Here is a 24,988-nt window from a genome sequence, read left to right as displayed (position 1 = left end):
TCCTCACTCTTGTTTTTCATTCATGGCGTCAAGCGCTGCAAATTCGAGAACGCGCACGTCTGCCTCCCACCGTTCGTACTCATCGGGGGATAGCGCCTTGCGGTCCAGCTTGTGAAACAGGGTGTTGTAGTCCAGGCCGAGGACGCCATTTGGGGCGGCGCGCCATTGGGTTTGCAACTCGCAGAAGAGAAGGAATACCGGCCAGTTCTCTGGCCAGACTTCTAGTTCGATCTCCCCTTGCGATTTCGCTATGGATGCGAGCCAAGGATTGCCTTGCGGCGACTTCTCCTTGGGTCGATATAGCTCGGCGCCGGCCTGCCTCAGTTTCCCAGGCGACCTTCCGTGATGGCTTCGCGGTAGGTATCGATGATGGTGGTAGCCGCCAGGGGCAGCTCGGCGACCAGTTGGCCCACCGCCTCACGGTCAAATGGGATATCCAGGTTCCAGTCAACGACGTTGTCCAGAATGAACGCCACCTGGCCAGCAGTCTTCTTCTCGTACATCTGGACCTGGCTTACGCCAAAGTCGATAGTCGGCAGCGGCGGTTCTGCGCCGTCGGCGGCAGCCAGCTTGCGCTGCTCCGTTTCTGCCTTGGCCGCATCCGAAATCGCCTTGATCTCCGCTTCGCTGGTACGCTTGATCTCGGCCAGCCGTTCGTCCATGTAGGCGGCGAAGTCTGCGCTGGTACGGTATTTGTAATCCACCTTGATGTGACCGACGGTGCCATCCAGCATTGGGAATTTCAGTTCTTTAGTGAACGATTTAGGGGTGCGGCCGAGGATAATTTTTGCCATGGTGTTCTTTCGCGGGTAGGTAAATGCCCGTGCCAGCCGCCGCGCCCGCGAAGGCGACAGCGACCGGCCGGTGCTCAGTTCAGGCTTGCGCCTTGGGAGGGGTTAGTACGAGATCGAGCGGCCCAGGAACGCCATTGCGACGTCGACCGTGTTGACCTGGTTGTTGTTCAGCTTGGGGAATTCCGACACGCTCATGTAGCCGTAGCCGTAGGTGATGGCGCCGCCATTCAGCACCTGCTTGAATGCCACCTTTTTCAGCGCGCGGCCGATCTTGACCATGGTCTTGTAGTTCGCGTTGCTGGCGTCGTGGCCCAGACTCACCGTGACGCTGGTGGCGTTGAAGCCGGTCGGGATCTTGATGGCGTTGCGCTTGGCCAGCGGAGCCACGTCGGTGAACTTCGGATCGCCGCCCGAGCTGCCGATGGTCAGCACCTGCGGCATTGCGACCCAGGTGCTGATTTTCTGCGTGGTACCGACGCCGGAGCCGGCTGGGAAGAAGTTGGTGTCGGACGCATCCAGGCCGTCGATGCTGTACGTGTCGGCGGTCAGCACGGTGACCTTGAACACCGCATCGGTCGCGTCCTCCCAGCCGATGTTGAACAGCAGTTCGTCGCCCGTGGTGTAGCCGTGCGCAACGCTGGTGGCCACGGCCGGGTCCGCGTTGGTCAGCGCCGTGATGGTCTTCGCGGGTGCGAAGGTCTGCGAGAACTGCTGCGAGCTGCCCTCTGGGAAGTTGTAAGCCATGGTGGCCCTTTCTATGGACGAAAAAAAACCGCATTTCTGCGGCTGGTTGCGCCCTGTGCGGGCAAGAAAAAGGCCCGCCGAAGCGAGCCTTGAATTGGATTCTGCCTACCTGTCGTGCCAAATACTGAAGTCCTGCCTGCTGCAGTACACAGGCACGTCCGCGTCGAAGTCGGACTGTGGCGCCGCCACTGGTTTCGCGACGAAGTCTGGTGACAGGATCAACGCGGCCTCGATGGCCTTGATCATCACCTTGGCCTCGGCGCGCGAGTCAGCCCAGACGTTGATCTGCATGACGGCGTTCTCTTTGCCCGGCACTTCCCTGCCCAGCGGCTTAATCGTGTCGCCACCGATTTGCTGGAAGGTGATGTAAGGGCGTGGCGTGGTTGGTGGCGCAAAGTCACCGAAGGCGCGTGGGCTGGATTGCTTCAGCAGCGCAACCAAAATGGATTCCAGCGTCATACGATCCGCTCCAACAGCACAGCCTTCGCCGCATCAGCCGCAGCGGTGAATTTCGAAACCACCTTCCGCACGAACGGGTTGGCGGCCACCTGGCGCGGCGCCGGCAACGGCACGTAGTAGGCATCCTTCACCGCCTGGGACGCGCTGCGCTTTGGGCGCGGTTTGCCGCGCATCTCCGGGCGCACTGCGGTGTACCAGCGCCCGTCGCTTCCGACATAGGTTTTGTACCGCTGGATGTAGCCGAACTCCACTAGCCCGCCGTGCGGCGCCTTGCGGTGATTCCAGCTCACGTGATAGGTGGCATGGCCAGGGCCGCTGTTCCGCGCCGAATAGGCTTGGTAGACGGCGCGATCCAAGTTGCCCGTGACGCGACCAAGTGCGGCCACGTTGGCCTTCACGCCGTCGTACAGGACCTGGGCGGCTGCCTGCGCCGCCGGCCGCGCCGCGTCCTCCGCCTGATCCCCCATCTGCTCCAACGTGGCATGCAGCCCGGATAAATCCACGCTCAGCATCCTCATACAACCACCTCGCAAACCAGGTCGGTGTGCACCTTGCGAACCAGATCGGGCAACACCGCCTTAATGTTGTAGATCACGCCGGCGTGCACGACGCGCATGCCAGCGTTCAGATCGGTCCGGTATCGGATGCGGATGGATTTTTTGACCACCGATGTCTCGGCACCGCCTTTAATCGTTTCAAGCCCGCCGGCGCCGCGAATGTCAGCCCAAGGCTCAGCGAACAAGTTCCACGTGGACGATGGCTGCCCTTCATCATCGCTGCCCACCACAGGAGCCTCAATGCGCACTTTGTGGCGAAGCGTCATGGGGAAGCTCATCCGTACACCTTGAATGGATCTAGCAGGTGGTCGATGAACGTGCTCTGCACCGTGTCCTTCTCTGGCCGCGCCGCAGGGTCGAACTGCTCGACCAGCTTCGCCAAGATGAACAGCTTGATGCCGTCAGGCACATCCGCGTCGCCTGGGCCATAGCCGCAGGTGTAATCGACCTGGACCGCATTGATCTCGTCGAACGTCTCTGGCCAAGCGCGGCCGCGTGCCGGCACGACATAACCCGGCTCGCTCACGTCGTCTACCACGTAGTCGGCGGGATCCAGCGTCTGTTGCACGCCGTCCGCATCCATGAAGCGAACCGCGCTGACTTCAATCGTCGGCGGTTTCCCCAGTTCGATGGCATCGGGGAAATCGTCCAAAGTCACGCGCCAGCCCTGGGAGATCAGCGCGCGCCCGATATAGTGCTCCACGTAGGCGGTGATGCCGGTGATCCACGCAGTGATCGAGACGTCCAACTCAGTGCCATCGGTGCGCACCGCCTCCCGCGCAGCAGCCATGGACACCGGAAGCGCAGCCGGCGGCGTGATCAGTCGTGCGGTCATCGGTCATTCCTTTGAATTGCGGCGGGCCGCTGATGTAGCTCTACGCGTCGTGGCTTGTAGCCAGAGCCAAGCGGAGCTCGAACATAAAGCTCATCCCCAGAAATCAGGTAAGCCACGGTCAGATCCGAGTTCACGCGCGCCGCGATGGCGTATCCCCCGGCGAGATCTGAATTGACCCTGGCCTTGACGCTATAGGTACCAGACAGATCGGAGCTCACCTGCGCTGTGACAGCCGGTGGCAGCAGTGGAGCTAAATATGCGTCGCCTCCGACCAGACGCGGTGCGAAGTAGACTCCCATCACGACACCGCGACCGCGCCGTTGAAGTGGCGCCCATCAGCGGCGCGCACTTCAATACTGCCGATACCGCCTGAGGTCAGAGTCGTGTTCACGGAAAACGTCAGCACACCGGAGCCGTCTGTCACTGCGCTTCCACTTTGGTAACGCGGCACCGTGTACAGGTCCGGCGTCGCCTCGTCGTAGAAAGCGACCTTCAATCCCGTTAGGTCAGCCAGCGGCCCAGCGGTATCAGCGAGCGTGATCGAGACGCTGCGGGAAGTGAGCGCCGGCGGCGAGGCACCATCGATAAGCGCCTGCATCTTGACGGCCATCGCCGATGCAATGCGCGCGTTCCAGTTGCTGCGCGGGTGCAGGTTGTCAATGGCCTGCTCGGTTGCGTTGCCGAATCCCGTTAAGCCAACTTGCCAAGCGGTCCCCAGGTCAATCAGGTGCACGCCGGTTTCCGCCGGGTGCGCCGACAGATATGCCGCCACGGCGGACGTGATGTTCGCCCGCCCCGTGCCACCAACAGGGACCACCACGAAGATGCGGGCAGCAGGGGCAGCGGCGCGCATGTTGACCATGCTCGTATTGACCTCGCCCGTGGTTGGGTTGCCATTGGCACCAAACCATAGCGCGATGTAATCCGGGGCTGGGGAGAACAGCCCGCCAACCAACCGTGTCCGCCCGTTGTAGTAGGAGGAATACGAAGTGTTGAACGCCGGGACAGAGTTAAAGCCGCCCCCGTAGTTCTGGCCGCCAAAGGACACGTTGCCAAGCTCGCAGCCGAGCGAAGCGGCCAAGTACATCGGGGCGCTCTCGTATGCGTTCTGGCATCCCGGCTGTACGTCGCTGTAGTTGGCCCGGATGCCCTCGCTGATCGAATCGCCGCCCCACAGCATGTTTTTGTCGAGCCAAACAGGGGCAGCAGTCGCCGCCCCTGCGTCGATAGTCGCGCCCGTCACCTTGACGCAATATACCGGCGTCGTCCAGCGGTCAGGCGCAGTGCCGCCGATGTTCTCCCACCAGCCACTCAGATACCACACGGAGATGCGATGCGATCCTGCCGCCAGCCCCGAGATGGTCAGCGCCGTTGTGGTGGGGGTTAATTGGATGTCCGTCTGCGGGCCACCATCAACCGAATATCGCAGGCTCGGATACCAGCTGGACGGCACTCCTCCGGCAACCAAGCTGGATACATCCAGGCCAATGGTCACGCTGGTGCCGGTGAAGCCCAGTTTGAAGTAGGCGCTACCATTGACGGCAATTTTCTTGCCCGCGCTCGTATCCCAGTTGTAGGGGGAGAACTTCCAGTTCGCATCGGTGACTGGCACCACAACGGGGCCGGTTGACGCCGTGTATGTGATGTTCGATGGGTTTGTCAGGCCGCCGTTATTCGTGACGCTGATCGTTTTCGCGCCCGCACTCGCTGCCGTGTAGGTGAACGTCGCAGTCGGCGCGCCGGACGAAATTGCCACGCTGGTCGGCGTGAAAGTGCCTCCACTACCGCCGGAGGACGGCGTTACCGTAACCGTGCCGGTGATCGTCCCGTTTGCGCCGATAGTGAAGTTCGACGAAGCTGCACCGACCGAACCGCTGGAAGGTCCGGACATAGTAATCGCCGTGGCCGCAGTTGACGCCGGGGTAACGCTGTTAGATGCTGCCGATTCAGTGGAATTGCCCACGGCGTTCGTCGCATGCACGGTGAAGGTATAGGCCGTGCCATTTGTCAAGCCTGAAACTGTGATCGGGCTAGATGCCGCGCTTCCCGTAATGCTGCCTGGCGTAGATGTCGCAGTGTACCCGATGATGGCGCTGCCGCCATCGCTGCCAGGAGCAGTGAAGGCGACACTTGCCGTCGTGTCACCGGCGGTAGCGGTTCCGATAGTTGGCGCGCCTGGGACCGAAGCAGCACCGGAAGCATCATCGAAAACGAAGTCATCTATTTTCATGGTTACTGCAACCCCATCCTTGGAGTTGTATAAGCCAGGGTATCCCGCTGCAGTAATACTGGAATCGGTGATCGTCAGGGTCGGTGAGCCAGGGATGCTACCGTTTCCAAGGTAAATACTGATTGTATTCCCCACGATCTTCGTGCGCATGTAAATAACATCATTTAGCGCCTGAGCAAGAGAGACCGCGTGGTCACTGCCAATTTGAGAATAAGAGCCACTTATTTTTTTAAAAAGAAGAACTTTCCCACCAGTGGATGTACCTGCGCTAAATATAATTGCATAATGATTGTTGTTTCCGGAATCGGATCGCAAGATATGGCTCATCAATGGGAAAGCAGGCCCCCCGCTCCCCTGCTTCTGCTTAGTGTCAAGCTGCATATCTGCAACGGCAGAACTTCCAGTATAAAGAACAACATCGCCGTCGCCGTTGGTAGTCGAACCCAGCGTATTCGGCGCGCTAACCGGGTTCGTTGTGCCGATTACCCAGGTGCCGGTTTTATTTGCCCAGCCGGTTGGCAATGACCCGACTGCGTCTGACTCAAAATTATTGGAATAGATAGTGGTCATAATCTACGCTGCCGTGTCGCCGGTCACGCGAATAGTGAATGTGTCGTTTGCAGCAATGGTTCCTGCACCAATCACGCGGCGGAACCAGACCGAACGGCCCTGCCCGGCTGGGATATCTCCCAGGGCCACACCAGCGCCAAACGAAGCGGCGGGTGAGAATGAAACTCCGGATGGTGCTGCGCTCTCGTCGGCCACCGTCTGCTCGACGCCGTTCATTGCCGCCGCGCCCAGGCCCACCTCTATTGCCGTCGTTGGGCTCGGCGTGTTCGCTGCCATCCACAGCACGCCCCCAGTCAGAGGAAGCGTCGCATGAGCGTTATGCACGTAGACACACCTGTACTCGATGTCTCCAGCAGCGCTCTCCGCCGACTGAACCGTGTCGAACAGGTTGGCGCCGGCGGCCACGCTCGACTTGGTGCCACCCAGCGATGCGGCGGGCACTGCGTTACTTGCGCCGCCGGATAGGCGGTACTGGATGTCAGATGGTGCAATGGGCATAGTTCGCCTATCGGGAAGGTGGTGGCTCGTCGCCCCAGTGCGCGCGGCCGGCGAAGACCGGCGGCGGGCAGGCCTTGAAGGCCGTGTTGTTCGGTTTGTAGCTGACGATGCGGATCCGGCCGCGCCGCACCTCCGCATACAGGAAGTGCGGCGTCCAGCCCAGCCGCGAGCGGCGCGCCAACAGGTAGCGCTGCCCTGCCCGCCCGCGCCGGCGCCAGTACAGCGCCAGGGCGAAGAGCAGGCAGTTGGTCATTACGACGCGGCCAGCAGCGCCTGCAATTCCGCCTTATTGGCGGCGGCAGGGTATTTGATGCCCTTCTCGTCCAGCGCAGCCTGCAGCTCGGCCTTGCTCATATCACCGCCAGGTGCCGGTGCAGCCGGGGTTATTGGGACCGATGGGTCAGCGTCGCCCCTCACTTCCTCTGCCATCCCGGCGGCAACGAACGCAGCGGCCAGGTCCAGCGCGCCCAGAGGCCGCGCCAGTTCATACTCGCAGCCAGCCTCGTATGTAGCAATGCGAATGCCATCCACCGACCCTTCTTGGGTCGAAATCATTTTGATTTTCATGGGAGTCCTTTATGCGGCGACCTAGGCCGCCGCGGAGGTATTACGCCAGATCAGGATCGCTGATGGTCGTGCCGGCGATCACAGTCGAGCCTTGAACGACGGGCTTGTTGCCTGCGCCATACTGGATGGCCAAAATACCGTCGAACGGCGCGTTTGCGGTCACATGGAAGATCTGGCACTCCAGGTAGCGCTGGTTCGGCTTAACCACGTCCAGGACCAGCAGCTTGTCGTCATAGTCCGATGCGCCGGCCGTGCCGCCAGCGGCGCCGGCGATCAGCGCCATGGTGCCGGTGCTGTTCGTGTCGGAGCCTGCAACGCGCAACGAAACTGCAGCGGTGGCCACGACGTCGCCCATCATGGCGACGAACATCACATTCTGGAAGCCCTGCATGTCGATGATGTCGCACTTCGTCGGCGTGGCCGATGCCGCGCCGGCACCGTCTGCTTTAACACGGGTAATCTTGCAATTCTTGAGCAAATTCATATTGTTCTCCTGGCGATTGAGGTGAGATGCACCCGGCGACCCGGGCGTTTCGATTAGGACGTGGCGATTTTCAGTTTGCGAATCGCCTCGGCCTGGCGCACGCCGCCGCCAGTACGCTTGCGGGCACGGAACACGATCAGGCCGTCGTCGGCACCCGTGGTGTAGTCGGCCTGGAAGGAGATCGCGATGCGGTCGACGATGACGTAGGCACGCTTGAAATCGCCGAAGACGACTGGGAACGAGTTCGCCGCGATGTTGGGCATGTCGGGCATCTCGACATAGCTGGCGCCCAAGATGGTGTTTGGCACGTTACCAGCGATGCCAGGTGCCCACAGGTACTGGCCGCTGACGGAATCCTTCAGCTTCCGGATGGCAGCCAGAGTCAGGCGGTTCAGGCCGAACACGGCGTTGCGGGTGTAACCGGTCTTCAGGCCATAGAACAGGCTCATCAGCCCGTCAGCGGTGATCAGCGAGGCGTCGCCGCCAGCGCTGTAAGCTACATCGGGGTTCACCAGAATGCCTTCTGCCTGGTTGGCTGCGCCAGCGCCGCTGATATATTCCAGGCCTTCGCGCACGGAGAACTGCTCGCTGGCGTCCTCGCGCATTTCGGCCATCAGGTCGTAGTCGCTGTCTTCCAGCATCTGCTGGGAGACCTCGATGCGCGCGAACATCTCCGGCGCGGTCGCTTCGAACAGGCCATATGCTGGGTCGCCAGTGTTGACGCGCCGTTGCACTTCGCCAGTGCGGGACGCGGCGCCGGTGCCGGTCTTTTTCGGCTGCTTCAGGCTCGCGGAGCCGATGGTGCGCACCGTCGCCAGAGTGCGGAACGGCGTCATCTCGATCAGGTTTTTGATGATTTCGGCTTGCATTTCTGCCGGGGCCAGCAGATATCCGGCGCCGGTATCGCTGCCACTGACCAGGGCATTCTGGCGCTGGATGATCGCCATGTCGGCTGCCTCGCGTGCATCCGCTGGCTTTCGCATGACGCGGTTGAAGGCGGCGGCGTGCTCCTTAGCTGCCTTGGCGTTGGCATCGGCGCCGCCCAGTTCAGGGCGATTCAGGATGGTTTCAACGCGGTCCAGTTGCTCTTGCATTGCCTTGGCCTGCTGCTCGCCCAGGGTGAGCTTCTGGTTCGTGGTTTCGAACTGGTTCAGTGCCTTGTCGATGTTGGCCAGCTTCGCATCCAGATTGTCATCGCGCTTTTTCTGGTTTTGGTCGTTTGCCTGCTTGTACTGTTCCCAGGCCTGCCCCTGCTGCTCGACCATGTCTTTGATTTCGGTCAGCGATGTATTGCCCATGGCAAACGGCGCCAAGCCCAGTCCAGCCATGGTTTCAGGGGAGACCAGCGGAGCGCCGCACAGCGACGCGATGGTCATGATGGACAGAACTACGACCATCATGATGGTCACGTGCTTCATGGTGAGTTTGGAGAATTTCATATATGCCTTTCAGACGAAAAAAAACCACCTCGCGGTGGTCTTGTGGTTTAGAACGATGGTCCGCGTTATGCGGCTAAAGCCTTCGCCCGGCGTTTCAGGGCCTCTTGAAGTTGCTGCATTTCGCCCCCATCAGAATCACTCTGTCCGAGGCCCTTGACCCGTGACAGGAACGCCACGGAAGCGGCGCGCGAGATACCTGAATCCCTCAGGTATTGCTCGGCGTCGCGCAAGTCGGTAATTTCTTCAATATTCGTGCTGATAGTCGTTGCCGTTGCTTTGCGCGGCGCCAACAGATTGCTCGGCGTCTTCTTGAACAGGTTCAGCAGGCTGGAATTGGCCGCTTTTTTCTTCTTGGCCGGCACCATCTCATCGGCAAAACCGGCGTCGACGGCTTCTTTGCCAAGGAACCAGGTTTCAGCCTCCACCCATGCAACCAGATCAGCACGATCAGCGTCGGTGCGGGCTGCATAGATGTCGATCAGGCCAGCCTCCAACTTATCAAGAATGTCGGCCTCCTTGCGCATACTCGCCGCGTCGCCCATCGCGAATGACCACGGCTTATGGATCATCACGTGCGCGCCCTCGCTGATGAGGATGGTGTCACCAGCCATTGCGATAATGCTCGCGATAGAGGCAGCGATACCGTCGATGTGCACAATCACATTCGCCGGGTGCCGTACCAGCGCGTTGTATATCGCGATCCCCTCGAAAACCAGTCCGCCGCCACTGTTTATGCGCACGTGTAGGTCATCGACATCGAGGTCAGCGATTTCATTCGCAATCGATTCGCCCGTAATGCCTTCGTCGTACCAGCCGTAGCCGATGTCGCCATAGATCAAGATCTCGGCTTCGCGCGCAGTCGCGCCGGCGGCAACGCGCACTTGGCCGGAATGGAGTGCGGCGCATGCCAGATGACGCGCATGTGCAGCTTCCTCACTATCGTCCCCAGCCAACTGCTCCAGCACACTGTCCAGACTGTCGCGCGCGGCGCGGAGCCGCTTTTCGTTTTCAGCGGACAGCACTCGGCCCGCCGCCTTAGGCCGCATAATCTTATTTCGGTGCATTTTTTCTCCTACGTGGATTCGGCTGACGCGTCGGCTGGCGACTTCGATGCGTCCGTGGTGTTGAGCTGCACGCGATAGATATCGCCGCCGTCGTATGGGTTCTGATCTTCCATCGCGCGGATCTGATTCGGATTCAAGGTGCCCATCGACCACATCTTGTAGTAGTAGTCGGCGCGGTCCTTGGCCGTACCACGCATCAGCGCATTCGGCAGGAATTTGGAGTAGAGCCCTTTGGCACGGTCCTCGCGCGAAAGTAGGTTCTTGTCGATCGACTTCTCGATTCGGCGGTACCACGGCATGAGGGTGTACCGGACGTGCGCAAGGAACATCTGCTCGGCGCTGGCATACGTAGCGGCCTTATCGGCCTGGCCGATCATGATCGGCATCACACGGAGCGCGCGGCAAATCTCCATGATCTGGTGAACCCGTGTCTCCAAATGCTGGGAGTCAACGCCATTCATCGCGGACGGGGTCCACTTCGCGCCGCGGTCCAGGATAAGTGGCTTGGATCGGTTGGCACCCGCAATCTGGCGGGAAACCCAATCGCTTAGGGCCTTGTACTGCTCCTTGCTCAGCTCGCCATCAACTGAATATAGCCCGCTTGGTTGCGCGCCGTTTGCATGCAGCTTTGCGTGCGCGTCCTCAGTTGCGATGGCTAGCCCGATCGCCTCGCGCGCTTGGCGAATGGCAGCCAAACCTGTGCGGGTATCCCACGATAGGCCGCGCACGTGCCAAATTGCACTCGCCGGGAACTCCTGCTGCTTGCCATTTGCTGTCGCCAAGTACGACGGGATACCTCTGTCCGACCACAATTCTTGCACTGTGCCAGGTGGGAACGGGATGATCTCCCTGATACTGCTGCGGACAGTGTTCTTGAAGCCGTAGAAATTGCCGCCAAGAGCCGCCTGAATTACCAAGTTCTCAATGAATTCAAAGCTGGTTTGCCAGTCGTTCGGGCCCACGTCGAATGCATCGGCAAGCGGATGATCAGTGACCTCCTCACTGCCACCAGCCTTCTGCTTTTGGAATAGCTTAAGAGGAACTTGAGCTACATCCTCCGAAATCACACGCACGCAGGCCAGTACCGCCGTCACTTCCAATGCACTCGCCGCGTTGACGACGGGACCGGCACGCGACTGCCCCAGCGACATCAGCCCACCCCAGAAATCCTCCGAGAAAGCTTTATTGCTGCGCTTCGCGTTAGGTACGAACAAGGCCATTATTTAGGAGCCTCTACGTCAGCCTCAGAGGCAGCGCGATTTCGCGCTGCAATCCATCCGCCGGTGATGGAAAGGATGCCGCCAGCGATGACGCCGGCAGCCACGTTCAACATGCCAATCCCGCAAGCTAGCGCAACCGCCCCTCCGACAACGAGCGCATCGGGTAACGCCAGCGCAACTGATTTTTTCATTCTTGCTCCCAGAAGGACTTGGCGGCCGGTTCGGCGAGCAACGCGCGGCCCACGCCCATAATCAGCGTCACGGCGCCGTCGATCTTGTTGTCGGCGCCCTGCTTGATTGGGCGAACGACGTCGTCGTTGCCCGGCAAATTCTTGCCGATCACGTTACTGATGCACCAGGTCATGATCGGATTTCCATCGTGATGGAAGCGGCCGGAGATGATGGCCGCCTCGAGCTCCTTCATCGGGTCGCTCATGTTGGTGTAGTTCTGCGTCACCGTGATGGGGTTCAGCCCTTCGTCGTCCAACTGGTGCCCCAAGTTGGTTGCGCCGCTTGGGTCCATCGGGCAGCACGTGACCGGCGCAACCCTATTCGCCTGCACCGCCTCCTCCAGGATTTCCCGATAGTCGATCTCGGAGCCGTCGGTCTCGGTGAGCAGCCCCATATCCACCCACTTCTGGTAGCGCTCAGCCATGCGACGGTTGTCGGTGTCCTTGACCGTGTCCTCCGGTACCCAGAACTTGGGCGCGACGCTGTAGTAGTGCTTCTTCCCTTCTATGTCGCGCGTGAAAATGCGGCTCATGCTGTTCATGTCCAGCTTGCGCGCCAAGTCGAAAGACAGAATGCAGTCCTGCCCCTCGAACGAATCCAAGGTCAGCGAGGTGTCCTCGCAGTCCTTCCACTTCTCCAGGTTGAAATAGCCCGCCTTCGCCGAGGTCCAGATGCCCAGGTGCTTCATCTTGAAGCTGTTAGCGAAGCGCGCGCTTCGGATCGCGCGCTGCTGCTGGCTCTCCAGGTACTCGCGGTAGACCGACACCCCCATGTTCGGATTGGCCTTGGCCAGCACCTTGGGGTCCGTCCAGTCGTCGCCCGGGTCAATCGTAAATATCCAGCCGAACAGCTCGTCGTCGGGCGTCACGCCCTCAAGCATTTCCACCACCTGGCGGCGCTTGTCGTAGCACGGTCCTTCAATATTGGCGCCAGCCGTGGTGATCATCAGAATCAGCGGCTGCCGGCGCGCGCCCATGCCGGTCAGCATGGTCTCGTACAGCGCCGCCGAGTCATGCTCGTGATACTCGTCAATGATCGAGCACGACGGCGATTGGCCGTCGCCCGGATTCCCGATCAGCGGTTCGAAGCGACTGCCGTCGGCGGGGATGTTGATGTTCGAGGCATTGACCTCGATGCCCGCCGCCTCTACCAGCATCGGCGACCGCTTGACCATCAGCCGGGCCGGGCGGAACACCTCCCAGGCTTGCTTTTCCGTCGTGGCGCCGGAGTACACCTCGGCGCCGAATTCGTTATCGAGCACAAACATCGCTAGCCCGACGCCGGCGCCGATCACCGACTTGCCGTTCTTGCGGTTGACCTCCCAGTAGCTCTCGCGAAAACGCCGGAGCCCCGATTTTTTGTGCTTCCAGCCGAACGTGCACGCCAGGCCAAATTTCTGCCATGGCTCCAGCGTCACTAGTTGCCGCTTGAAGCCCCATTCACCTTTGGTATGCGGCAGCAGCTCGATGAATTTCAGTTTGCGTTCAGCTGCTTCAGGGTCGAATTTGAAGCGATACGTCTTCTTCCGACTCTCTGCCATATCGTCGAAATGCCGTTGGCACGCGAGCTTGACGTAACGGCACGCTGGCAGCTTCCCAGCAACGATGGCCCGCGCGTATTTGATGGCCTGGGCGACGCGCGGATATTTCTCTTTACTTGCCACCGATCAAATTCCCAAACGGGTTTGTCTTCTCGCTCTTTCGTCCACCCATCACCCTGCTGCGGCTGGAAGGATCCAGTCCCAGCAGCGCTCCGAAAGATGCCATCTGCTTACTCGCTTCATTCAGCGCGGTGAGCGCCGGGTTCTTCACCGGCCCACCCGTCGCGCCCGCCACCACCACGCCGTTATTCGCGATATCGACGCTGGCCAGCCGCCAGTTGCTGTAGGCCATGCAGAAAATCTCGACGTTGTGAATGTCTGTTTCTTGCAGGACGCCCTCGCGGCAGAGCAGCGGCGTGATGCGCATCCACATGTCGCGCGCAGTGCCGGTGATCCAGTCAGGCGGATCGATATTTACGACGACGCCAAAATCAGGTTCGTTGTCGTTGAGGGCGCGCTTACCCGGGTTGCCGGCGGCCTTCTTGCGGGCGGTCGGTTTCGGTTTTCGCCCCCGGCCAGGGACCGTAGCGATCCCTCCCATGCCGCCACCTTTCAATTTTTAATTACGCGGGTGTGAAAATTTGACGGACATGACGGTCTAGGGGATCAAAAGCCCCAAAGATTTAACCCGCCCCACCCCTCTACCACCCTGATTCAGCCGCCGTCCGCGCCGCGGCGCCGGCCAAAGCCGCCATCCTCGGCCGCCGTCTTCGCGTCGTGGTGCGGCTTGCACAATGGCTGCCAGTTGTTGGCGCTATCCCAGAACAGTGCTCGCGCACGCTGGATTGCCGCCGGATCGCCGCTGTCAATTGCCTGCTTGAGGCGATGCGCCACGATGTGATCGACGACGGTCGCCGCTATCGGCCGGCCCGTTGCCAAGCACTTGACGCAGAGCGGGTGCTTAGCAAGGTAGGCTGCGCGGGCGCGGGCCCAGGCGCTCGTGTAACCACGCTCGGATGCTGAGCCACGCTGCGACCTGTCTGCTTGGTCGCGCTCTTTCGTGTGCGTCGCGCAGTAGCCGGGCTTATCAATCAGCTCGCCGCAGCCACGCTGCCGGCATGTGGTTTTAGGGCGCCGAGGCATTACTGCGGGTCGACCGCTAGCATTACAGGCGGCATCGTTACGCCTAACACGTGCAGCGCAACGGATCCGCCAGCATTCAGCACAGCCAGTTCGGCCGCGTCCGGGCGCCAGTACGACACCACGGCGGGCGTGCCGCCCACCTCAGTGCGAGTGATCGCCAGAGCGTTGCATGGCACGCGCCCTTGGTCCCAGCCGGCCGGCGCGCCAAGCACATCGTTGTTCGATGGGTGTTGGATTTTGTTCATTTAGCGCCGTAGCAGGTCAGGCACACGAGCGGGAACGCTGCCGACTGCAACTTGCCGGTAGCTCCCACCCACTGGCACAGCGCATCGCCGTTTGGCGCGATGTCGTAGACCGTCATCTCGGGCCCGCCGGAGCGCAGCATGACCTTATTGCCCAGCATGACGGAATGCAGATTGGCTGGAGCGTAGACCTGTATTAGATCGCTTATGCTGAATTTGCCTGTGTTCATTTTTATTCCCTCTATCGCGCCGCGCGCTCCGAGCGGGAACCGCTTCGCCTTGCAGGGCGTTGCGGCCGAAACCCTGCCGCTGGTGCGCGATGACAGGCCCGCTCAGCTTCGATTGCCAATCAGGATGAAGTACAGGCTGGCACCAACCCAGCCACAGCACCATGCGTACTGCGGGACAGCCAGCGCGGGCCAATGCACTCAGGCCCGCGATGCTTGCGCCGGACAGGAGACGAATAGCGAATTTCATGCATGACCTCGGCTGCTCGGTACTTGCGCGGCCGTGGCGCTGGCCGACATGCCGCTGGCGCCATAGCCCTTCGCCCGAAGGATCTCGCGGGCGCGCTCGGCGTCCGCCAACTGCGCCACCAGCAGGTCCATGGTCTTGCCATTGCGTTCGGCAGCGGCGCGCAGCACCAGGCCGCGGTAGCAGCGCGGTGTCATTTGAACGGCCAAGTGCTGGGTACCGGCACGCGCGGCGCAGATGGCACCGGCGCCGGACGGTCGACGCTAAACAGAATCAGCATGGCGACGAGCAGGCTCACGACAACAGGCCAGACTGAAGAATGATCGGCAGCCCGCCAATTGTCTCCAGCAGCACTTCGCCAGCGCGCAGTTCAGGAACTGCGTGCGTGAAGGTTGGGTCGCCACCTAGGTACTGCACCACATCTCGGATGTGCGCTCGCCGGCGGTGCACAGCGCCGTTGATCATCACCTTCATGAGTCCGTCCGAATCGATGGCCTGCATAGCGCACCTCAAATAGAAAAGCCGCCAGCGCAGTGATGCTGCCGGCGGCGAAGGCCGGCGCTTGGTAGCGACGGCGGAGACTCTGTCTGGTGCCAGGGTACAGCGTCCTGGCGGCCGGTCTGGCGCGCGGCCCGAAGGCGGTGCCCGGCTGATGATCTTGCTACGGGTGATCGTTTGCAACTACTTCATGCCCAGGCCCTCCCTTCAGCGGCGCCGCGCCTGGACCGGCCAGCGCGCGGCCTCACCGCTCATTCCCTTTCGGCCTGGTCGGGCCGCTTATTCTCGTCGATCAGGTCCCAGCCCAGCTGGCGGCGAATCTCTTCGGGGCTCGGCGGCGGGTCGTCGCTGTCGGCGCGGCGATCCATGTAGTCGCGAACAAGCTGCTTCAACGACCTTTGAATCTCTGCCATAGCGGCCTCGCGGAACGGGCTGCGGAAATGAAAAAGCCCGCAATCCTTTCGGAGCGGGCTTTTCTTTAGGCGAACGAGGTCCGCCTGTGCTGACACTATATCAGAACAGCACTGCCGTGCAAATGTTTTTGCGCAGTTTCTCGGACAACTCAATGCGCGCTTCAAGCACAACGTCCTGCAAGCAAGCATTCGGAAAGCGCCAGGCCGTGGTCAGACTGCATGCCCGATAGATAGCCCACACGTGGATCCTTGTAAGGCTGTTGATCATCGCGTCCGTGGCCTGGGCCATGCGCATGTCGCTGGCCTGCTGTGCCTCGTGCAGGTCCTCGCCGTGCCCGTCGCCCTCGCCGCTCAGCCCGCGCATCGTCTTCGCGCCCAGGTCGCGGTCTGGATCGCCGGCCATCCAGCGCTTCCACATGTCCAGGCACAGGTCGACGGGATCATCAGTCGCCGGCGCGGCGGCGTGCACCATCTGCACGGCCGGCGTGATCACCCTCACGCGCAGCACCGGCGGTGGCACCTCTTCCACGAACGTGATGTCCGGTACCGGCACCGTGGCGCCGCGCCAGCCCAACGTCAATTTTTCTCGTTTCATATTTTCCTTGCCGCTCAAGTTTTGGATAGTGCTGCTGAGCGCTGTTCCGCGCCTCGCTCTGCTTGCTACCGATGACTGCTAGTCATCATCAACATCAATGCCCGCTTGGGCTACTTCAAAGACCATTGCCATTTTCTTGCCGCACATATCCCAATTTTCCAGTGATATTTGATTGCGCCTCGGAGACCTTCGTCATGTCCTTTTCCAAATAGCCCATGGTGGTGATGTGGCTCTTGTGGCGCATCACCGCCTGGATCGTCTGAATGGTGGCCCCGTTCTCCGACAACAGCGTGGCGAAGCTGCCGCGGAGGCGGTGCGGCGTGATGCCCTTGGTGCTGCATTTGCTGTTGGCCTGCTGCATGGGCGTGCGCGCGAATCCTGGCGGCATCTGCGTGCCGTCAGCGCGCGGGGCGATCAATCCCTCATCCTGGCGCAGCGGTCGCAGGTATTCCAACAGCCACTCCGGCAGCGGGATCGGCTCGGCCTCCCTGCCCTTGGTGATGCCCGGGGTATAGGTGCCGCGTGCCCAATCCAACCATTCCCAGCGGGCAGTCGCCGACTCACTCTCGCGCAGGCCGGCGCCGAACATCAACCTGATGGCCGTGGCCACCGAGGGTGTGCGCGTCGTGACCGCATCGATTTCCGCAAACCAGTCCATCGCGGCGTCGACTGGCAAGATTGCGCGCGGGCGCTTTTGCACCTTGAGCATGTCCAACTGCCACGGCATTCGCACGAGGATCCCGCGCTTCACCGCCCAGCCCACCATCAGCTTCATGATCCGCAGCCAGTGATTGACCGATGCCGGCTTGTGCTCCAGTAGATGTTGGTTGCGGGCCCGCTCCATTCGGTCAGTGGTCAGCTCGGTCAATCGCAGGTCGGCCAGGTCGTGCAAGTGCAGGCGCCGCACCACGTCGACCGCCTTTCGGTGGGCCACGCTGGCCACAGGGGCGCGCTGACGTTCCCAGTCGGCGAACAGTTCGCGCAACGTGGGCACCGCCTGGCCGCCATTGGCAAGCTCCAGTGCTTTGGCATAGGCGCGCGCGGCAACCTTCTCGGCTTCATCTTTGTTGCGCAAGCGAGTGGTGCGCTGTTCACGCACGCCCTCGACCTGGAACCTGTAGTGGTACACATTGCAACCCTTGGGCTTGAAGACGTCAATACTCATCCGTAAAACCCTCCTTTGCCGAGAATGGTAGGACGGTTATTCGGAAACGCCAAATGTGACCAAGTTGCCGAAAGGTAATGTATTTCCACCCCTTCATTTTGTTTCAAGAACATCTATTCCATGCACGGTTTTGAGAAGGTGCCGCTTGATTTTGTAGGCCTCGGTCAGCACTCCCTTGACGTCCTCCACCACCAGGCGCCCCGTTGCCGTCTCGCGGTACTGGAAGTCAGCGCGGTAGTCCAGGCGGCGCTTCGGTTTGCCGGCCACAATGGCGGCCGGCGCCAAAGTGAACGACACCTGGCGCGTCAGCTCGCTTATCCGGCCGGCCTGCTGCAGCTGCAGCAGGACCTGGTACCGCGCCAACTCCGCCCTCGAGTCGAACGTCTCGCCGTTCAGCGTCACCTTTGAGTTGCCGTACTTCGGGGCGCGCTTCGCACCGGGCTGCCGCCAGATCACGGCGGTCACCCCCGCTGCTCCAGCATCGCCGCGACGGCACGGGCGGCGGCGAGCCGCACCGCATTGTCCGGCGTCACGTGGTCCGCCAGTTGCTCGGTGAATTTTTCGTACATCCCGCGCGTATTGACCAGTGCCGTCACGGCCGTATCGCCGTGTGACCAGTCCAGGTCGATGCCGTAGGCGCCGAGCAGCGGCCCGGCTGCCGCCCAATCGCCGCACCAGTCCGGGACCGGTGCCTGGCCACGACAACTCGGCGCGCCGGCCGGCGGCGTGCCCAACAACGCGCCGCCGGCGGCAAAGAGGTTCGTCCAGCCAAGCAACGTGGCCAGGCGCATATTCGCAGCATTCATGATTTCGCTATTTTTCAACAGGACGCTCCAGGATCAATTATTATCGCCACACATGAGGCGAGGTAGCGGACAGGTCGTCCGCGTGCCGTGGCGGCCCCGCAGAATCGACCCCAGCCGCATTGGAAGGATTGCCTTTCGCCGCAACTCGTGCCGCAACCCACTTCTCGCGCTCGGCTGTCGTCTTCGCGGGCCGATAGATGCCGCACCGGGGACGGTCCCAGGCGACAAGCTCCTGCAGGGACTCAAGGTACCCGACGCACTGTCCTTCGTCAGCGGTGGCGCCGGCCGGCAGGTCTTTGCGCGTGAAGAAGCGGCAGCTGGCGCAGATGTCGTCCGCCATGCTCACACCTTGCCTGGCCGTTGGTCTGCCCAGTCGTGCGCGCAGAGCAGCATGTGTTCTTGCAGGCGGCTGTACACGCGGTCGCCGACGAATTTCGATAGGCGCTCCATCGGCTGGTTGCTGATGGCGACCAGTGGCCGCATGGCGTTGTAGCGTCGGTTGACGACCTCGCTGAGCAGCAGCGCGGCGTTCTCGCTGGAGCGAATGACATCGATTTCGTCGAGAATCAGCAGGTCGTACTTGGCGAAGCGAGCGATTTCGCTTTCCTCCGTTTTCCCCTCGGCGCTGTAAGCCGCCTGGATTTCCGAAATCATCTGACTGGCGGTGCAGTAGCGCACCTCGAACGACGCCGCAATCAGCGAGCGCGCCACCTCGGTGGCGAGCAGCGACTTCCCGGTGCCCGTGACACCGATCTGCAGCAGAACCGACCAGCCAGCACGGGCGATCACACCATCCCGGAATGCCCGGGCCGTGGCGCGAACCCGCTTCTGCTCCGGAGTTGTCGCTTCGAACTGCTCGTTCCGGTATCGCTCGGGCAGCTGGGCGATCCGCAGCAGCCGTGCAGCCCCCTCACGCACCGACTTGGCCTCGCCTTCCTGGCGATCAAGATCCTCGCGACAGGACGGGCAGCACCAGCCGCTGGCGAGCTTAGGGTGGATCAGGATGTTGCTAAATCCGTGCTTATCGCACGTGCCAGACACCTCGCGCAGCACGCGCAGCCCAGCCGGCTTGGATATGAATTTTGACGCTTCGTTCATGACTTCTCCCCTAGAGCGGCGCGTTGTCGGCGTCGTTGACGATGATGTTGTTTCGGCGCATCGATTCTTCCATGGCCGCCCTGCTTGCGCTGTAGTCCTGCCCGGCGACGGCGAATTTCTCACCAGCCTGCCCCTTCGGCCGCCCGATCCGGGCGTTCAAGGACGCCGCCAGCCAGCTCGCGGGCTCAAGCGGCTTTTCGCGCATGCAGTCCGATGCCAACTCCCAAGCGCCATCGTCACCAAGCTGTTTGCGAGCGGCGCCGAGCAGGGAACGCGCCGCCTTATCGGCCATGCCGCGCTCGACCATCCACGGCACGGCGACCTGGAAAACTGCATCAGCAGAGGAGAGTCCAGCCGGCGGCGCGGCAGCGCCCGTTCCGTCAGGAACGGAATAAGGTTTTACTTCACTTCCCTTCACTTCACTACTTAACGGTTTCGTCGCTGCGTCGAAACGCGTTTCAGAATCGTTTCCATCAGTGTTTCCAATGCTGTTTCCATCTGGCGTTGACACGTGTTTCTTATCGCGCCATCCGCGAAGTCGGTCAGCGTCCTTCTCACGTTTCTTCACGTAGGCGACACGCTGGGCCCATGCCTCCATCACTCGTTTGCAGAGGGTGCGGTGGTACAAGCGGCCATCGCTGCACAGCACAAAGCCACGCAGCGCCATGTCGCGCACCTTCTTCCAGTTCTTCGCCTTGGAGAAGGCCGCCAGAACCCGATCATCATTCGGCAACGAGCCATGAGGCGTCTGCTGCCAGGCGCGGCACCAAAGCATCAGCGCAGCGGTGATCTCCTCCGCTGACGCCAGCGCGACCATCTCGCTTGCGAGCAGGGCCTCTACGTCCAATACGAACCCAGGGAACCCCTTAAGGTCGACATCCATGGGAACAAGCGGTGCTAATTCAGACATGCGGCCTCCGGAAATACGCGGTTCAGGAAGTCGCGCAGCACCAGTGCTTCGGCGCGCGCCAGCGTGCCGACAGGAGCGCCATCACGCTGCATCTCGATCACGTCGTCCAGCCATATGCCACAGCGGAACGTAGAGGGCGATACGGCCGGGCCCGGCGCCGGCGGCGCTGCAACCGACGGCCGCGGCGATACGGCCTTCGCTGGGCTGCGCGGGAGCGGCGTCGAACCTGGCAGGCTAAGCGCACCGCCAAATGCGGTACCACGCGGCTTCGGATCCGCACCCAAGGTATAGACCTTCCCATCCCACTTCACGCGGCCATCCTGCAGCGCGCACTTGAGGTATGACGACGGCGATCCGGTCTTTTCAACCAGCCCCATCACCTCGCGCAACTGGGCGCTGCTGGCCTGGCCGTGTTCGCTGATGTAGCCGATGGCCCGATCGACCTTGGAAGGTGACGATGGCCACGCCGCAGGTGCTGGCAATGGCGCACTGGTCGGCACCTGCGGCACCGCGCTGGGCGCCGGCGTAGATGCCCTTCCTGACTCAGCGCCCTGGGCCGCGATGCGCGCCAAGATGGCGGTGCCGTCCTTGGACCGCTTGAACTCTGCACTTAGCTCGTAGACCTGCGTCGGGTTCCCTTTGGGCGTAAAGCCGGCGCTCTGCACCACATCGCCCATTTCGACCAGCGGCCGCAGCGCATCGCTCACGTCGACCAGCTCCTGGCTGAGTGCGTCTGCGATCTGGACGGCGCGGATCTTGGGCGTGCGCGCGATCAATTCGTAGAGTTTCTGATCATTCATGCTGCTTGCTCCTGGTCGAGTGCCACTAGATCGAACAGCGTCGGCATGCTCAGCTCGCGCTCCATCGCGCGGCAGTAGTGCACCTGGTCGGTGAAATATGCAGGGTTCAGTTCGGAGCCGGCGCCACGGCGGCCCAGCTTCATGGCGCGCACCGGGACCGTGCCCAGGCCGCAGAACGGGTCGTAGACCAAGTCGTCCGGATTGCTGTAGCGGTTGATGATCCGGTCCACGATGTCGATCTGGAACGGGCACACGTGCTTTTCGACCGCACGCGCCGACTGCTCGCCATTCAAGGTGCGCATGCGCACGATGTCGTGCCACACCATCGGATCGGCGCTGCCCGGGGCTAGGCTCAAGTAATCGGCCGGCAGCGCCTTGTTCGCCAGCAGCGTCTCGCCGACGCGCACGTGCAGCTCGTAGTCGTAGACGTTGGTCAGCGACAGCTCGGTGAACACCTTGGCCAGCTTGGCCGGGCCGTAGGCGGCTATCTCGCCGGCGCCCAGCAGGCGGTTGCCGCTGGAGCGCCAGAATGCGTGCGCGTCCACCTGCCAGCGCGCGACGCTGTAGCCGCTGCCAGGGATCGGCGCCAGCTTGCGGTCGAAGTCGACGGCCGCGCCGTCGTCGGTCAGGCATAGGGGCTTAGCCTTCGTGACCGGCTCGTCCGCGTAGCCGCGCGTGCGATCGGTTTGCGGCTTGTGGAACAGCAGGATGTATTCGGGCGAGCCCACACCCATCTTCGTGCCGTCCTTGCACACCTCGGAATAACCCAGGCGGTAGGTCTGGTTGTTCTCGCGCACCACGTCCGTCACCACCGTGATCATGCCCATGTAGTCGAAGCCGTGTTTCAATCCATGGAACAGCGCCTCGGCGTGGAAGGGGCTTACGGTGGGCACGCCGGCGCCGGTCACGTTACCGAAGTTGATCCGGTCCTTCACATGGCAGGCGTAGATGCGGCCGGGCTGCAGGATGCGCAGCAGTTGCGGCGTCAGGAAATCCATCTGCTCCCAGAAATGGGCGTTGTCCTGAGTGTGGCCGAAGTCGTTGTAGCTCGGCGTGTATTCGTAATGGTTGGCAAATGGAACACTGGTGACGATCAGCCCGACCGAGTTGTCCGGCTGCTGCAGCGCTTCCAGCACACAGTCGTTGTTCGCGACGCTGAAGCGCTCGCCGGCCACGACCTGGCGCTCGACGCCAATGGTGCGCGCCAGCGTGTCCTGCATGGACAGTTGGTCCAGACCATAGGTCCGGATGATCGCGCCCATCTTGGTCTGCATTTCCTCGTGCTGTCGCCACTTCTCCATGAGGCTGGCCAGCACCGCGCGCTCGACTTCGGTGTGCACGATATCAATCCGCACACGGTGCTGCTGCTGGAAGCGCTGCAGGCGGTGGATGGCCTGGATGAAGTCGTTGAACTTGTGGCCGATGCCGGCGAAGATCGCCCGGTGGCAGTGCTGCTGGAAGTTGCATCCGCTGCCAGCGATGATCGGCTTGGTCGACAGGTCCTTGATCTTGCCATCGCTGAAGTCCGCGATGCGCTGCTCGCGCTGCTCTAGGTCCTGCGTACCCCACACGCTGACGACGCCCGGCACCGCTCCCTGGATGGCGTGGCGCTCATCCTCGAGGTCGTGCCAGATGACGAAGTGGTCGTCCGGATCCGCCGCGATAATCTCGGCAACCTTGGCAACGCGGGCGGCCATGCTCTCGCGCTTCTCGCCGGCGGCAGCCGACAGGCCCATGGCCACGTTCGGGATCAGCAGGCCTTGCCCGTTCTTCTCGGCGCCGGCCGCATCGTAGTTGCTGGCGACTTCATGGAAGCGCACGTCCAGCTCGGGCAGGTCATAGCCCTCGTCCGAATGGCCCAGGTCGCTCGGCTTCTGGATGAATACCGCCCAGCTGGCCACCCAAAGCCAGAACTCCTGCTCCTTGTGTGGGTAGAGCGTCAGGTTGCCCGCCTTCTCGCTGTCGCGCTGGAAGAAGCGCGTCAGGGCCTGGCCGGTGTCCATCACGCCCAGGAAGCCGGCGTAGTGGATCAGCTCCTTGAAGCGGTTCGGGCTCGGCGTCGCCGTGTAGACGAACTTGAACTCCACGCCATCGAACATCGGCAAGAATTCCTGATAGGTTTTGCTGCCGTAGCTGCGCAGCACGCTGGCCTCGTCCAGCGCCACAGCGCGGAACCGCTTGACGTCGATCTTGCCCTCACGGACCGACTCGTAATTCGTCAGGTAGATGACGCTCGGGTCGACTGCCTCGGCGTCGCTGCGGATGAAGCGCACCTCGATGGCCTGCTCGCCAGTGAAGCGGCGCGCCGCCTCACGAATGAACTCCTGGCGCACGCCCAGCGGCAGCACGATCAGGCGCAGGCCAGGCCGGTGGATGCCGATCTGGCGCATCACCTCCAGGTTGGTGCTCGTCTTGTGCAGGCCGAACGAAGCGAAGATGGCGCGCTGGCCGCCTGCGAGCGCCCAACGGACGATGTCGCGCGTGTGGGGCTTTAGCCTAGGGTGGATGTCCGCCAGTGGGACGTCGAAGCCCTTGCTCTGCGCCAGACGGATCTTGTTTCGGAGGAATGAATTGTAATCGGCTAAAATGTTGTCAAACATAACTTCCTCAGAGGTGGTGGTGTTCAGAAGCCGGGCGGGCTGCAACCTGCTCGGCTTCGTCTTTTGTGGTGTTGATGTGGTGCATGCACTCTGCGAGCAGCTCGAGTTGGGTGCCGTAGCGAGCCTCAAAGCGCGCCTTCCATGGGTGGACCGCGACCAGCGTCTTGTCCTCGCCGGTGCCATCCTGGTGGTGGCCGGCACACAGCGGCAGCACCAGCTGGTGACAGCCCGGCTTCGTGCGGCCGTCGATGTGGTGGATGCTGACGCGCGGGCTGTGTACGCCATCCTTTATGCAGGCGATGCAGCCCAGCGCGGCCAAGCGGTCGTGCAGCAGGATGTCGGCCGGCGTGCGCGGGCGCTGCCCCGACTTCATGGTCGCCTCCCGCACCGGCGCCGCACGCTGGTGCGCCTGCACGGACAGCATGCCGGTGCTGGGCATGGGGGCGCGGCGCTTGAATGGCGTGCGTGCCAGCGGCATGGTGCTGGGCTTCATGCCGGTGCGCTTCATGAGCGACACCCCGCTATCGCTGGATCGTCTGCAGGGACGCCGTTGGCGATTGCCATTGCCCGATAGTTGGCGTGCAGCGCGTGGCCGCCGTCGCTCACATCATTGCGGTACCGGCCACGGATAAGGCCCAGGCGCACACTCATGTTGTGCGCGGCGCCGCGCAGCAGGAACCCCGCGCAGGTAGCTGGCTTGATGGTGCCGGATTCGTGGCAGCCGAACGTCGTGGTCGACATGTCGTGCGCAGTGTGTGCGCTGTGCCGAAATGCCTCGGCCGGAAACTCGCCTATCGCGTCGACGCGCCACGGGCAATTCGCGCAGGGCTGGCGCCGGTAGCCTGCGTGGCCGCCCTCGGTCGTTACAACCTGGTTGTTGGCGTCGGCGGGCCGGATGTTGGTGATGCGGGCGATCATGGCGCCCGCCGAGCGCAACGCATGCACACCGTGCTGCCGGCCGCGAACTGGCCAACGGAGCGCTGCCGGCGGCACTCGCCGGTGCAGGTGCGCA

35 protein-coding genes and 1 pseudogene are annotated in these 24,988 nt (G+C 62.1%); all 36 read right to left on the bottom strand.

Going from position 1 to position 24,988, the window contains the following annotated elements; all coding sequences use genetic code 11:
- Positions 1–3 precede the first annotated feature (3 nt).
- A complete protein-coding gene (locus AC07S4_RS16840) occupies positions 4–231 on the bottom strand; it encodes a DUF1799 domain-containing protein (protein ID WP_494987757.1) in 228 nt (75 codons plus the stop codon).
- Positions 232–320: 89 nt separating this feature from the next.
- Positions 321–794 (bottom strand): phage tail assembly chaperone, encoded by a 474-nt coding sequence (locus AC07S4_RS16835; protein ID WP_494987734.1) that lies wholly within the window; start codon positions 792–794, stop codon positions 321–323.
- Positions 795–896: 102 nt separating this feature from the next.
- Positions 897–1,538: a phage tail tube protein gene (locus AC07S4_RS16830; RefSeq protein ID WP_494987733.1), complete on the bottom strand. Its 642-nt coding sequence runs from the start codon at positions 1,536–1,538 to the stop codon at positions 897–899.
- 105 nt (positions 1,539–1,643) lie between these two features.
- Positions 1,644–1,997: a DUF3168 domain-containing protein gene (locus tag AC07S4_RS16825; protein WP_494987732.1), complete on the bottom strand. Its 354-nt coding sequence runs from the start codon at positions 1,995–1,997 to the stop codon at positions 1,644–1,646.
- A complete protein-coding gene (locus AC07S4_RS16820; RefSeq protein ID WP_494987731.1) occupies positions 1,994–2,515 on the bottom strand; it encodes an HK97 gp10 family phage protein in 522 nt (173 codons plus the stop codon). The genes AC07S4_RS16825 and AC07S4_RS16820 overlap by 4 nt, the downstream gene beginning before the upstream one ends.
- Positions 2,512–2,820 carry a phage head closure protein gene (locus AC07S4_RS16815; RefSeq protein ID WP_494987730.1) on the bottom strand — a complete coding sequence of 103 codons (309 nt, stop codon included), beginning with the start codon at positions 2,818–2,820 and terminating at the stop codon, positions 2,512–2,514. Before AC07S4_RS16815 ends, AC07S4_RS16820 begins: the two co-directional genes overlap by 4 nt.
- 8 nt (positions 2,821–2,828) lie before the next feature.
- Entirely contained in the window at positions 2,829–3,389 is a 561-nt protein-coding gene (locus AC07S4_RS16810; RefSeq protein WP_494987729.1) for a head-tail connector protein, read from the bottom strand.
- Positions 3,390–3,687: 298 nt separating this feature from the next.
- A complete protein-coding gene (locus tag AC07S4_RS16805; RefSeq protein ID WP_494987728.1) occupies positions 3,688–6,189 on the bottom strand; it encodes a fibronectin type III domain-containing protein in 2,502 nt (833 codons plus the stop codon).
- Positions 6,190–6,192: 3 nt separating this feature from the next.
- Positions 6,193–6,687, bottom strand: coding sequence for a hypothetical protein (locus AC07S4_RS16800; protein WP_494987727.1), 495 nt, complete (start codon positions 6,685–6,687; stop codon positions 6,193–6,195).
- Between the two features lie 7 nt (positions 6,688–6,694).
- Positions 6,695–6,940, bottom strand: coding sequence for a hypothetical protein (locus AC07S4_RS16795; protein WP_494987726.1), 246 nt, complete (start codon positions 6,938–6,940; stop codon positions 6,695–6,697).
- Complete coding sequence (locus tag AC07S4_RS16790; protein ID WP_494987725.1) at positions 6,940–7,254, bottom strand: hypothetical protein; 315 nt, start codon at positions 7,252–7,254, stop codon at positions 6,940–6,942. Before AC07S4_RS16790 ends, AC07S4_RS16795 begins: the two co-directional genes overlap by 1 nt.
- 40 nt (positions 7,255–7,294) lie before the next feature.
- Positions 7,295–7,738, bottom strand: a complete 444-nt coding sequence (locus AC07S4_RS16785; protein WP_494987724.1) for a hypothetical protein — start codon at positions 7,736–7,738, stop codon at positions 7,295–7,297.
- A 53-nt stretch (positions 7,739–7,791) separates the two neighbouring features.
- A complete protein-coding gene (locus tag AC07S4_RS16780; RefSeq protein WP_494987723.1) occupies positions 7,792–9,177 on the bottom strand; it encodes a phage major capsid protein in 1,386 nt (461 codons plus the stop codon).
- A 65-nt stretch (positions 9,178–9,242) separates the two neighbouring features.
- Positions 9,243–10,241, bottom strand: coding sequence for a head maturation protease, ClpP-related (locus AC07S4_RS16775; RefSeq protein WP_494987722.1), 999 nt, complete (start codon positions 10,239–10,241; stop codon positions 9,243–9,245).
- An 8-nt stretch (positions 10,242–10,249) separates the two neighbouring features.
- Entirely contained in the window at positions 10,250–11,461 is a 1,212-nt protein-coding gene (locus tag AC07S4_RS16770) for a phage portal protein (protein WP_494987721.1), read from the bottom strand.
- Complete coding sequence (locus AC07S4_RS16765; protein ID WP_494987720.1) at positions 11,461–11,652, bottom strand: hypothetical protein; 192 nt, start codon at positions 11,650–11,652, stop codon at positions 11,461–11,463. The genes AC07S4_RS16770 and AC07S4_RS16765 overlap by 1 nt, the downstream gene beginning before the upstream one ends.
- A complete protein-coding gene (locus tag AC07S4_RS16760) occupies positions 11,649–13,355 on the bottom strand; it encodes a terminase large subunit (protein ID WP_494987719.1) in 1,707 nt (568 codons plus the stop codon). The genes AC07S4_RS16765 and AC07S4_RS16760 overlap by 4 nt, the downstream gene beginning before the upstream one ends.
- The gene (locus AC07S4_RS16755) at positions 13,345–13,833 is read right to left on the bottom strand and encodes a phage terminase small subunit P27 family (RefSeq protein ID WP_494987718.1); all 489 of its coding nucleotides are present in this window, start codon (positions 13,831–13,833) and stop codon (positions 13,345–13,347) included. Before AC07S4_RS16755 ends, AC07S4_RS16760 begins: the two co-directional genes overlap by 11 nt.
- Before the next feature lie 113 nt (positions 13,834–13,946).
- Positions 13,947–14,126 (bottom strand): hypothetical protein, encoded by a 180-nt coding sequence (locus AC07S4_RS16750; protein WP_494987758.1) that lies wholly within the window; start codon positions 14,124–14,126, stop codon positions 13,947–13,949.
- Positions 14,127–14,291: 165 nt separating this feature from the next.
- Positions 14,292–14,375: pseudogene (locus AC07S4_RS16745) on the bottom strand (DUF8602 domain-containing protein); the annotation flags it as partial.
- The gene (locus tag AC07S4_RS16740; RefSeq protein WP_494987717.1) at positions 14,375–14,620 is read right to left on the bottom strand and encodes a hypothetical protein; all 246 of its coding nucleotides are present in this window, start codon (positions 14,618–14,620) and stop codon (positions 14,375–14,377) included. The gene AC07S4_RS16740 and the pseudogene AC07S4_RS16745, both read right to left, overlap by 1 nt.
- Positions 14,617–14,847, bottom strand: a complete 231-nt coding sequence (locus tag AC07S4_RS16735; protein WP_494987716.1) for a YodC family protein — start codon at positions 14,845–14,847, stop codon at positions 14,617–14,619. The genes AC07S4_RS16740 and AC07S4_RS16735 overlap by 4 nt, the downstream gene beginning before the upstream one ends.
- 243 nt (positions 14,848–15,090) lie before the next feature.
- Positions 15,091–15,288: a hypothetical protein gene (locus tag AC07S4_RS16730; RefSeq protein ID WP_494987715.1), complete on the bottom strand. Its 198-nt coding sequence runs from the start codon at positions 15,286–15,288 to the stop codon at positions 15,091–15,093.
- Between the two features lie 97 nt (positions 15,289–15,385).
- Positions 15,386–15,592: a hypothetical protein gene (locus tag AC07S4_RS16725; protein ID WP_494987714.1), complete on the bottom strand. Its 207-nt coding sequence runs from the start codon at positions 15,590–15,592 to the stop codon at positions 15,386–15,388.
- A gap of 248 nt (positions 15,593–15,840) precedes the next feature.
- Positions 15,841–16,002 (bottom strand): hypothetical protein, encoded by a 162-nt coding sequence (locus AC07S4_RS16720; RefSeq protein WP_494987713.1) that lies wholly within the window; start codon positions 16,000–16,002, stop codon positions 15,841–15,843.
- A gap of 100 nt (positions 16,003–16,102) precedes the next feature.
- On the bottom strand, positions 16,103–16,597 hold the full coding sequence (locus tag AC07S4_RS16715; RefSeq protein WP_494987712.1) for a hypothetical protein: 495 nt from the start codon (positions 16,595–16,597) through the stop codon (positions 16,103–16,105).
- A 115-nt stretch (positions 16,598–16,712) separates the two neighbouring features.
- Positions 16,713–17,762 carry a tyrosine-type recombinase/integrase gene (locus AC07S4_RS16710; protein ID WP_494987711.1) on the bottom strand — a complete coding sequence of 350 codons (1,050 nt, stop codon included), beginning with the start codon at positions 17,760–17,762 and terminating at the stop codon, positions 16,713–16,715.
- Positions 17,763–17,855: 93 nt separating this feature from the next.
- Complete coding sequence (locus AC07S4_RS16705) at positions 17,856–18,227, bottom strand: DUF1064 domain-containing protein (protein WP_494987710.1); 372 nt, start codon at positions 18,225–18,227, stop codon at positions 17,856–17,858.
- Positions 18,224–18,586 carry a hypothetical protein gene (locus tag AC07S4_RS16700; RefSeq protein WP_494987709.1) on the bottom strand — a complete coding sequence of 121 codons (363 nt, stop codon included), beginning with the start codon at positions 18,584–18,586 and terminating at the stop codon, positions 18,224–18,226. The genes AC07S4_RS16705 and AC07S4_RS16700 overlap by 4 nt, the downstream gene beginning before the upstream one ends.
- Positions 18,587–18,608: 22 nt before the next feature.
- Positions 18,609–18,908: a hypothetical protein gene (locus AC07S4_RS16695; RefSeq protein ID WP_494987708.1), complete on the bottom strand. Its 300-nt coding sequence runs from the start codon at positions 18,906–18,908 to the stop codon at positions 18,609–18,611.
- A 2-nt stretch (positions 18,909–18,910) separates the two neighbouring features.
- A complete protein-coding gene (locus AC07S4_RS16690; RefSeq protein ID WP_494987707.1) occupies positions 18,911–19,666 on the bottom strand; it encodes an ATP-binding protein in 756 nt (251 codons plus the stop codon).
- 10 nt (positions 19,667–19,676) lie between these two features.
- The gene (locus AC07S4_RS16685) at positions 19,677–20,576 is read right to left on the bottom strand and encodes a DUF1376 domain-containing protein (protein WP_494987706.1); all 900 of its coding nucleotides are present in this window, start codon (positions 20,574–20,576) and stop codon (positions 19,677–19,679) included.
- Positions 20,564–21,376 (bottom strand): hypothetical protein, encoded by an 813-nt coding sequence (locus AC07S4_RS16680; RefSeq protein WP_494987705.1) that lies wholly within the window; start codon positions 21,374–21,376, stop codon positions 20,564–20,566. The genes AC07S4_RS16685 and AC07S4_RS16680 overlap by 13 nt, the downstream gene beginning before the upstream one ends.
- Positions 21,373–23,976, bottom strand: a complete 2,604-nt coding sequence (locus tag AC07S4_RS16675) for a DNA methyltransferase (RefSeq protein ID WP_494987704.1) — start codon at positions 23,974–23,976, stop codon at positions 21,373–21,375. The genes AC07S4_RS16680 and AC07S4_RS16675 overlap by 4 nt, the downstream gene beginning before the upstream one ends.
- A gap of 7 nt (positions 23,977–23,983) precedes the next feature.
- Entirely contained in the window at positions 23,984–24,484 is a 501-nt protein-coding gene (locus AC07S4_RS16670) for a Ref family recombination enhancement nuclease (protein WP_494987703.1), read from the bottom strand.
- Positions 24,481–24,894: a DUF6283 family protein gene (locus tag AC07S4_RS16665; protein ID WP_494987702.1), complete on the bottom strand. Its 414-nt coding sequence runs from the start codon at positions 24,892–24,894 to the stop codon at positions 24,481–24,483. The genes AC07S4_RS16670 and AC07S4_RS16665 overlap by 4 nt, the downstream gene beginning before the upstream one ends.
- Positions 24,895–24,988: the final 94 nt, after the last annotated feature.

It is taken from the genome of Pseudoduganella sp. GW821-FHT05F09 (genome assembly GCF_059419605.1).
The sequence above is the reverse complement of the archived record's forward strand: the minus strand, read 5'-3'. Positions and strand labels throughout refer to the sequence as shown.

What these genes read in the sequence shown, in the direction of transcription:
- AC07S4_RS16735 (WP_494987716.1), bottom strand. Translation starts at nt 14,847, where the DNA reads ATGAACACAGGCAAATTCAGCATAAGCGATCTAATACAGGTCTACGCT.
- AC07S4_RS16720 (WP_494987713.1), bottom strand. Translation starts at nt 16,002, where the DNA reads ATGGCAGAGATTCAAAGGTCGTTGAAGCAGCTTGTTCGCGACTACATG.
- AC07S4_RS16715 (WP_494987712.1), bottom strand. Translation starts at nt 16,597, where the DNA reads ATGAAACGAGAAAAATTGACGTTGGGCTGGCGCGGCGCCACGGTGCCG.
- AC07S4_RS16800 (WP_494987727.1), bottom strand. Translation starts at nt 6,687, where the DNA reads ATGCCCATTGCACCATCTGACATCCAGTACCGCCTATCCGGCGGCGCA.
- AC07S4_RS16815 (WP_494987730.1), bottom strand. Translation starts at nt 2,820, where the DNA reads ATGACGCTTCGCCACAAAGTGCGCATTGAGGCTCCTGTGGTGGGCAGC.
- AC07S4_RS16780 (WP_494987723.1), bottom strand. Translation starts at nt 9,177, where the DNA reads ATGAAATTCTCCAAACTCACCATGAAGCACGTGACCATCATGATGGTC.
- AC07S4_RS16810 (WP_494987729.1), bottom strand. Translation starts at nt 3,389, where the DNA reads ATGACCGCACGACTGATCACGCCGCCGGCTGCGCTTCCGGTGTCCATG.
- AC07S4_RS16730 (WP_494987715.1), bottom strand. Translation starts at nt 15,288, where the DNA reads ATGACACCGCGCTGCTACCGCGGCCTGGTGCTGCGCGCCGCTGCCGAA.
- AC07S4_RS16770 (WP_494987721.1), bottom strand. Translation starts at nt 11,461, where the DNA reads ATGGCCTTGTTCGTACCTAACGCGAAGCGCAGCAATAAAGCTTTCTCG.
- AC07S4_RS16740 (WP_494987717.1), bottom strand. Translation starts at nt 14,620, where the DNA reads ATGAACAAAATCCAACACCCATCGAACAACGATGTGCTTGGCGCGCCG.
- AC07S4_RS16785 (WP_494987724.1), bottom strand. Translation starts at nt 7,738, where the DNA reads ATGAATTTGCTCAAGAATTGCAAGATTACCCGTGTTAAAGCAGACGGT.
- AC07S4_RS16820 (WP_494987731.1), bottom strand. Translation starts at nt 2,515, where the DNA reads ATGAGGATGCTGAGCGTGGATTTATCCGGGCTGCATGCCACGTTGGAG.
- AC07S4_RS16670 (WP_494987703.1), bottom strand. Translation starts at nt 24,484, where the DNA reads ATGAAGCGCACCGGCATGAAGCCCAGCACCATGCCGCTGGCACGCACG.
- AC07S4_RS16790 (WP_494987725.1), bottom strand. Translation starts at nt 7,254, where the DNA reads ATGAAAATCAAAATGATTTCGACCCAAGAAGGGTCGGTGGATGGCATT.
- AC07S4_RS16830 (WP_494987733.1), bottom strand. Translation starts at nt 1,538, where the DNA reads ATGGCTTACAACTTCCCAGAGGGCAGCTCGCAGCAGTTCTCGCAGACC.
- AC07S4_RS16825 (WP_494987732.1), bottom strand. Translation starts at nt 1,997, where the DNA reads ATGACGCTGGAATCCATTTTGGTTGCGCTGCTGAAGCAATCCAGCCCA.
- AC07S4_RS16775 (WP_494987722.1), bottom strand. Translation starts at nt 10,241, where the DNA reads ATGCACCGAAATAAGATTATGCGGCCTAAGGCGGCGGGCCGAGTGCTG.
- AC07S4_RS16710 (WP_494987711.1), bottom strand. Translation starts at nt 17,762, where the DNA reads ATGAGTATTGACGTCTTCAAGCCCAAGGGTTGCAATGTGTACCACTAC.
- AC07S4_RS16680 (WP_494987705.1), bottom strand. Translation starts at nt 21,376, where the DNA reads ATGAATGATCAGAAACTCTACGAATTGATCGCGCGCACGCCCAAGATC.
- AC07S4_RS16685 (WP_494987706.1), bottom strand. Translation starts at nt 20,576, where the DNA reads ATGTCTGAATTAGCACCGCTTGTTCCCATGGATGTCGACCTTAAGGGG.
- AC07S4_RS16805 (WP_494987728.1), bottom strand. Translation starts at nt 6,189, where the DNA reads ATGACCACTATCTATTCCAATAATTTTGAGTCAGACGCAGTCGGGTCA.
- AC07S4_RS16725 (WP_494987714.1), bottom strand. Translation starts at nt 15,592, where the DNA reads ATGCAGGCCATCGATTCGGACGGACTCATGAAGGTGATGATCAACGGC.
- AC07S4_RS16835 (WP_494987734.1), bottom strand. Translation starts at nt 794, where the DNA reads ATGGCAAAAATTATCCTCGGCCGCACCCCTAAATCGTTCACTAAAGAA.
- AC07S4_RS16795 (WP_494987726.1), bottom strand. Translation starts at nt 6,940, where the DNA reads ATGACCAACTGCCTGCTCTTCGCCCTGGCGCTGTACTGGCGCCGGCGC.
- AC07S4_RS16690 (WP_494987707.1), bottom strand. Translation starts at nt 19,666, where the DNA reads ATGAACGAAGCGTCAAAATTCATATCCAAGCCGGCTGGGCTGCGCGTG.
- AC07S4_RS16665 (WP_494987702.1), bottom strand. Translation starts at nt 24,894, where the DNA reads ATGATCGCCCGCATCACCAACATCCGGCCCGCCGACGCCAACAACCAG.
- AC07S4_RS16755 (WP_494987718.1), bottom strand. Translation starts at nt 13,833, where the DNA reads ATGGGAGGGATCGCTACGGTCCCTGGCCGGGGGCGAAAACCGAAACCG.
- AC07S4_RS16695 (WP_494987708.1), bottom strand. Translation starts at nt 18,908, where the DNA reads ATGGCGGACGACATCTGCGCCAGCTGCCGCTTCTTCACGCGCAAAGAC.
- AC07S4_RS16765 (WP_494987720.1), bottom strand. Translation starts at nt 11,652, where the DNA reads ATGAAAAAATCAGTTGCGCTGGCGTTACCCGATGCGCTCGTTGTCGGA.
- AC07S4_RS16675 (WP_494987704.1), bottom strand. Translation starts at nt 23,976, where the DNA reads ATGTTTGACAACATTTTAGCCGATTACAATTCATTCCTCCGAAACAAG.